This is a genomic window from Frankia sp. CcMO1 (assembly GCF_977945845.1).
The window spans coordinates 1-6,242 of record NZ_CDWTMG010000266.1 but is presented as its reverse complement, the minus strand read 5'-3'; the positions used below and the strand labels follow the sequence as shown (position 1 = coordinate 6,242).

Below are 6,242 nucleotides of genomic sequence, written 5' to 3'. Positions count from 1 at the left end.
CCCCGATAAACTTCCCAAACAGGCCCTAGGAACGATGAGCTACTCATGGGGCCGTTTATATGGCTACCTCGTACTGGCCCGGATTGGGGACGTCGGTAGGCGGCGAGCTGACCCGGCCGGATCGGGGCACTCTCGGTACCCCGATCGGGGCAGGCTGACGAGCCCAACGTGTCGGTTGGGCCCCGCCGGTCGGGCGTCCTCGATGCCGCGCGATTTCGAGTGCCTTCTCGGGGCACGCCGACGTCGAGGTCCCCGATGGGCGGACCGTGATGAGGAGGACATCATGCCGATCAATGACGCTGGGTTCGACGGCGGCCGAGCGGCGCAGTTCTCCCACGACGACGTCGTGGGAGAACTGCTCGAACAGCACGCCCGCATCCGCGAGCTGTTCGCGGACGTGAAGTCGGCGACGGGCGAGCACAAGCGCCGGGCGTTCGACGAGCTGCGGGCTTTGCTCGCCGCGCACGAGACCGCCGAGGAGATGATCGTGCGGCCGGTTACGAAGAAGATCGACAGTCGGGTGGCCGAGGCGCGCAACCACGAGGAGGACGAAGCCACCCGCGCGCTGCTGGCGCTGGAGAAGATGGATGTCGGTAGCGCCGAGTTCGATGCGAAGCTGGCAGACTTCGAACGGGCCGTTGTCGACCACGCCGAGCATGAGGAGAATGAGGAGTTCCCCCGGGTGCACGCAGCCCGCGACGCCAGGCAGCTGGAAAGCATGGGCCGTCGGCTCCGGACGGCGGAGAAGTTCGCTCCCACCCATCCGCACCCGTCAGCCGCCGGTTCGACCGCCAAGCAGTGGACGGTAGGCCCAATCGCCTCGATCATCGACCATGTCCGGGACGCCGTGAAGTGACGCGGCGGGGTGCCGTGACCTGACGCCGTGCGGCTTGCGGGCGTTGCGGTGCCGCCGCGGCGGACGGTCGCGCGGCGTCCGGGACCATCCGCGGTTCGGCAGCCCCGGGCGTCAGCATCGGCACGGCAACCCTTCTGGAACAGGACGCCCTCTGGAACAGGACGGATGACCGGCTCTCCGGACGGTCGGCTCAGGCGTGGGTTCCGCCGTCGGGGAGGGAGAGCGCGGCGGTCAGCGGATGGGCCGCCGCGCTGAACGCCGCCATCTGGTCGACCGACCAGGGGCTCAGCGCCCAGGGCGCGGCGGCGGCTACCCGGCGGTAGTCGTCCCACTCGACCCAGCGCCACTCGACCACCTCGGCCGGGTCCGGATCCGGGTCCCCGAGCGCCCGCGCTACGTAGACCGGGCAGACCTCGTTCTCCACGAGACCGTCGGCGGCGGTGGCGCGGTAGGCGAAGTCCGGCAGCGCGCAGTGCAGGTCGGTCAGCTCCAGGCGGAGTTCCTGGCCCACCCGGCGCTCGACGGCCCGCGCCAGGTCCTCGCCTGGGCGGGGATGCCCACAGCAGCTGTTCGTCCATACCCCTGGCCAGGTCCGCTTGTCGAGCGATCGGCGGGTGACGAGCAGCCGGCCGGCCGGGTCGAAAAGGTAGGACGAGAACGCCAGGTGCAGGGGGGTGTTGAGGCCGTGCACGGCGATCCGCGGCGCCGTCCCGCAGGGGCGGCGTTCGGCGTCGAGGAGCACGACCTCGTCGGCGGCGGGCGGGACCGGTGCGGTCTCACGCGACACCGTCTGTGGTGACGCCGCGTCACGCGGCACCGTCACGACGTCGGAGTCGGATCCTTGCGGGCTCACTGGTGGGCCTCACTTTCCGGTCGAAGGTCCAGTCGCTGGTCCGGTCGGTGTGGGGTGGGCGCGGGTGGCTGTGGGGCGGGCGCCGGCGACGCTGTCGCCCAACGCGCACGTGTCGTTTTCCTCCACCGGGATCCAGTCGCCACATACCCATCCTCCCCTTCCTCCCCATCCTGCCCGCCGGCGCCGGTCGGCCACGTCCACGTCCGGGTAACCCCGGCCGTACCCCCGCCCCGGCATGGGCGATTGCTGGTTCCGATCAAGGTAACGATGAGAGTGTGGGCGTGGCGGAAGGACGATCACCTGCAGGTTTCCGCCGCCCGCCAGTGCCCGCCAGTGCCCGCCGTGCCAGCAGAGGATCGAGGATGACGGACATGGACCTGTCAGCCACCCTGAACAGCCTTGTCAGCAAGGGGGTGAGTGGTCGGGCCCCGACCCGGGACGAGGCCCTAGCCGTCCTGCGCAGTGACGACGACGATCTCATGGATGTCATCGCCGCCGCCTACCGGCTCCGGCGGAGGTACTTTGGCAGGCGTGTCAAGCTGAACTTCCTGGTGAACCTCAAGAGCGGGCTCTGTCCGGAGGACTGTTCCTACTGCTCGCAGCGGCTCGGTTCGAACACGGGAATCCTGAAGTACACCTGGCTCAAGCCCGAGGAGGCCGCTGCGACGGCCGGTGCCGGCATCTCGGGCGGTGCCCGCCGGGTGTGCCTGGTCGCGAGCGGCCGCGGGCCGACGGACCGGGACGTCGACCGCGTGGCGGACACGGTCGGCGCGATCAAGACCGCACATCCGGGCGTGGAAGTGTGCGCGTGCCTCGGCCTGCTGTCCGACGGGCAGGCCGCACGGCTGCGGGCGGCCGGTGCGGACGCCTACAACCACAACCTGAACACAGCCGGTGAGAAGTACGCAGACGTCTGCACGACGCACACCTACAACGACCGGGTTGACACGGTGCAGGAAGCCAGGCATGCCGGCCTCTCACCCTGCTCGGGCATCATCGCCGGCATGCGGGAGAGCGACGAGGACCTCGTCAACGTCGCCTTCGCGCTGCGCGAGCTGGCCCCGGACTCCATCCCGGTCAACTTCCTCATGCCATTCGAGGGCACGCCCCTGGGCGCGGAGTGGAACCTCAACCCCCGGCAGTGCCTGCGCATTCTCGCCATGGTCCGGTTCGTCAACCCCACGGCCGAGGTGCGGCTCTCGGGCGGCCGGGAGATTCATCTCGGCTCGATGCAGCCCCTCGCCCTCTCGGTGGTGAACTCCATCTTCCTCGGTGACTACCTGACCGGTGAGGGCCAGGAGGGCCACCAGGACCTGAAGATGATCGCCGAGGCGGGATTCACGGTGGAAGGTCTCGACGCCGACACCGATACCGAGGCCGAGGCGGCTGTGGCCGCGGGCGCGGGCCCGGAGCGGGTCGCGCTGCGTCAGCGCGGTGCCGGCACCGCCCTGCCGCCCAACGCCTGATCCCGGCATCCACCGCCCGGCCGGCGGATGATCAAGTGGACGTTCGCCTGGCTGGGCTGGCCGGGCCCGGTATGCCCAGAACGAGCATGAGTGCCTGGGCCTCGGCGACCAGATCTGGTTCGAAAGAGCGGTCCCGCGTGGGGCAAGGCGCGATGCCCCCTGCCCTGCGCGCGTAAAATATTTCAGTACAGGGTATTGCTCGGTGCGCTCGGTGCGCAGAGTCCGAGGGAGGTGAGGGTATGGCCGAGAACGTCCATGATGTTGCCGCCTTCATCCTCGCGCGACTCGGGATGATGGCCACCTGGCGTTTGCAGAAGCTGGTCTACTACTCGCAGGCATGGCATCTCGCCAACCATCGCGTGAATCTCTTCGACGAAGAGGTTCAGGCCTGGTCGAACGGTCCGGTGGTATGGGCGCTCTTCGAGAAGCACCGCGGCTGCTTCTGCGTCAGCTCATGGCCAGCGGGGGATCCCCGTCGACTCGGGCCCCAGGCGACTCGGACCATCGAGTGGGTGCTGCAAAAGTACGGGCCTTTCAGTGGCGACGAACTGTCGCGGATGACGCAGGTGGAGGCGCCGTGGCGGCTGGCGCGTGCAGGGTTGCCGGAGGGGGAGTCGTCTAACGAGCCCATAGAGCCAACGATCATGGCGGACTACTACGCTCGGCTGAGGATGTCAGTCGACGAAGCCGTCTCGGCTGCGGTCGGCAACGCGCGTCTGGAGGGCCACGAGTTCTCGCCTGATACGCAGGCTCGACTCCGGCAGGTAGCGTCAGGGACGTGCACAGCCGATGAGGCTGTCGCGGAAATTCTCGCCCGTCACAGGGGGCGCGGCCTCGACCAGTGAGCGACCCGTACTGCTGGCCGGGCACCGAGTGCCTGCGGAACCGGCTCGACATACATGATCCTGATGAGCTCGCCGACATCGAACAGCAGATCTCCGGCCTTCGCTACGCTGAGCTGGGAGCATCCCTCCTCCCGGGCGCTTACGATACCGAGCATCTTCGTCGTTTCCACCGGATGCTCTTCCAGGACATCTACCGATGGGCGGGCGAGATTCGTACTGTGAACCTCGCGAAGGATGGCCACCCGTTCTGCCGGGCGCTGTTCGTTGAGGGGCAGCTCTACGATCTTTTCTCGGGCCTGGCCGAAGACCGTCATCTCGTAGGGCTTAAGCGAGAATCCTTTGTTCTCAGGTTTGCGACACTCTACGGCGACCTGAACGCCATCCATCCGTTCCGGGAAGGAAACGGCAGAGCTCAACGGGCCTTCCTACGACAGCTCGCGGCGGGTGCGGGCTGGACCGTGCTCTGGGAGAAGCTCGGTAAAGAGGCCAACGATGGCGCTTGTCATCGCTACCGCATGAGCTTCGAACCGGGCGAGCTCGTCAATATGCTCGATCCGATCATGACGCCGAGGATGTAGGCACTTGCGAGCGCCAGTCGATGCGCCCGGCGACCGAGAAGAACCGCGAATGCGATGCACAGCAGCCGTACCTGGCCCATCCGGCAGGTTCGAGCGATGCACGGTCGGGCGGGACATCCCGCACGGAACCGGCGTCGCCTCCGCATGACCCATCCCGGGTAACCCCGGAGGACCGTGCCGGGCTCAGTGGGACCGACGCCGGGTGACCGATCTATGCGACCGGGAGACGGTGGATGAAGTGCTGGGCGGTGTCGACGACGAAGGCGGTGCCGTCGCTGTGGACGGTGACACCGAGCGGTCGCCGCAGACCTGTTCGGGCGTCCGCGAAGGTGCGGACGAGTCGATCGCGGGTGACGAGGCGGACCCGTCCCCGGTCGGGGTCGGTGACCAGCAGACCGCCCGAGGGGGTGGGCGCCAGCGAGTGGGGCCGACCGACGTCCGCGATCCGGGCCGGGGCTCCGTCGTCGGGGGACGCGCCGTAGAACATCCCGGCAGCCGTGGAGATGGTCCCGTCGGCATCGACCGCCCGCAGCAGGTGATTGTCGGTGTCGGCGAGGTAGACATTCCGTCCGGGCGGGGCCGTGACGTCGTGCGGGCGCCGGAGCTGGGCGAACTGGGCGGGTCCGTGATCTCCGGACAGGCCGGGGACACCCGCCCCCGCCAGCGGTGCCGCCCGCAGATCCGGGTCGATCAGGATCACCTGGTGGCCGCCGGTGTTCGCGACGTACACCCGGCCCGCCGCGTCAGCGTAGACGCCGTGCGGGTGCGCCAGGTCGAGTGAGGTGGCGTGCCGGGCGGCGGGGCCGGCCGGCGGGCCGTGACGGCCGGAGCCGGCGACGGTGACGATCCGACCGTCCGGCGCGACCCGGCGGATCCGATTGTTGAAGCTGTCCGCGATGAACAGAGAACCGTCGGGGCCCAGAGCCAGCCCGCACGGGTTGTCCAGCTCGGCGTCGACGGCCGGCCCCCCGTCACCGTGCGGGCCGCTCTTGCCGGAGCCGGCCACATGGACCGTCCGGCCGTCGCGTTCGATCCGGAGCACCCGGTGACGTAGCCGTTGGGACACGTACACCGCACCGTCCGGCGCGGCGACCACACTGTACGGGTAGTCCACCCGCAACGGCGCGGACGTGATGTCGGCCGGGCGGAGGTCGCGCCGCGCGGTCCGGTTCAGGGACCGGCGCCGGATCACGTCGGCCGACCATCGGCGTGGTGAGGCGGTGGCTGACGGCGTGACGGCTGGCGGCGGGACGGCTGGCGGGGTGCGGGCCGACGGACTGCCGCGCGCCGCGTCGCGCACATCGTCGTCGAGCCGCAGCGGCAGCGGGCAGCGGGTGAGCCAGTCCGCACCGAGCGCCTGAGCCGTCGCGGCGGCGAGATCCAGGGCGAACGCGTGGGCCGACGGCGGGCGTGCACCGGGCTCCTTGCGCAGCGCCCGGTCCACCACCGCGGCGATCGCCGGCGGCGCGGCGTCCAGTGGTTGCGGCGCGACGCGCAGATGATGGTCCATCAGCTGCGCCATCGACAGCACCCGGACGAACGGTGGGCGGCCGCTGAGCAGTTCGTAGAGGACGATCCCGAGCGCGTACAGGTCGCACGCCGGTCCCGGCGGCCGGCCGTCGAACTGTTCCGGCGCCATGTAGA

At 69.5% G+C, this 6,242-nt stretch carries 5 protein-coding genes and 1 pseudogene; 4 read left to right on the top strand and 2 right to left on the bottom strand.

From position 1 onward, the window contains the following. The first annotated feature begins 283 nt into the window (after positions 1-283). Entirely contained in the window at positions 284-856 is a 573-nt protein-coding gene (locus AC08OU_RS21460) for a hemerythrin domain-containing protein (protein ID WP_462189143.1), read from the top strand. A gap of 190 nt (positions 857-1,046) precedes the next feature. Here AC08OU_RS21460 and idi read toward each other — a convergent pair whose 3' ends face one another. Continuing rightward, on the bottom strand, positions 1,047-1,679 hold the full coding sequence (gene idi / locus AC08OU_RS21455) for an isopentenyl-diphosphate Delta-isomerase (protein WP_476605637.1): 633 nt from the start codon (positions 1,677-1,679) through the stop codon (positions 1,047-1,049). Positions 1,680-2,071: 392 nt separating this feature from the next. Here idi and bioB point away from each other — a divergent pair, with 392 nt between their 5' ends. The 3 genes from bioB (at position 2,072) to AC08OU_RS21440 (ending at position 4,598) form a co-directional block, all read left to right on the top strand. Further along, positions 2,072-3,175, top strand: a complete 1,104-nt coding sequence (bioB, locus tag AC08OU_RS21450; protein WP_476602159.1) for a biotin synthase BioB — start codon at positions 2,072-2,074, stop codon at positions 3,173-3,175. 239 nt (positions 3,176-3,414) lie between these two features. Then, the gene (locus AC08OU_RS21445; RefSeq protein WP_476602160.1) at positions 3,415-4,020 is read left to right on the top strand and encodes a type II toxin-antitoxin system antitoxin SocA domain-containing protein; all 606 of its coding nucleotides are present in this window, start codon (positions 3,415-3,417) and stop codon (positions 4,018-4,020) included. Next, positions 4,017-4,598, top strand: a complete 582-nt coding sequence (locus AC08OU_RS21440) for a Fic/DOC family protein (protein ID WP_462203979.1) — start codon at positions 4,017-4,019, stop codon at positions 4,596-4,598. The genes AC08OU_RS21445 and AC08OU_RS21440 overlap by 4 nt, the downstream gene beginning before the upstream one ends. A 211-nt stretch (positions 4,599-4,809) precedes the next feature. Here AC08OU_RS21440 and AC08OU_RS21435 read toward each other — a convergent pair. Then, positions 4,810-6,242: pseudogene (locus tag AC08OU_RS21435) on the bottom strand (hypothetical protein); the annotation flags it as partial.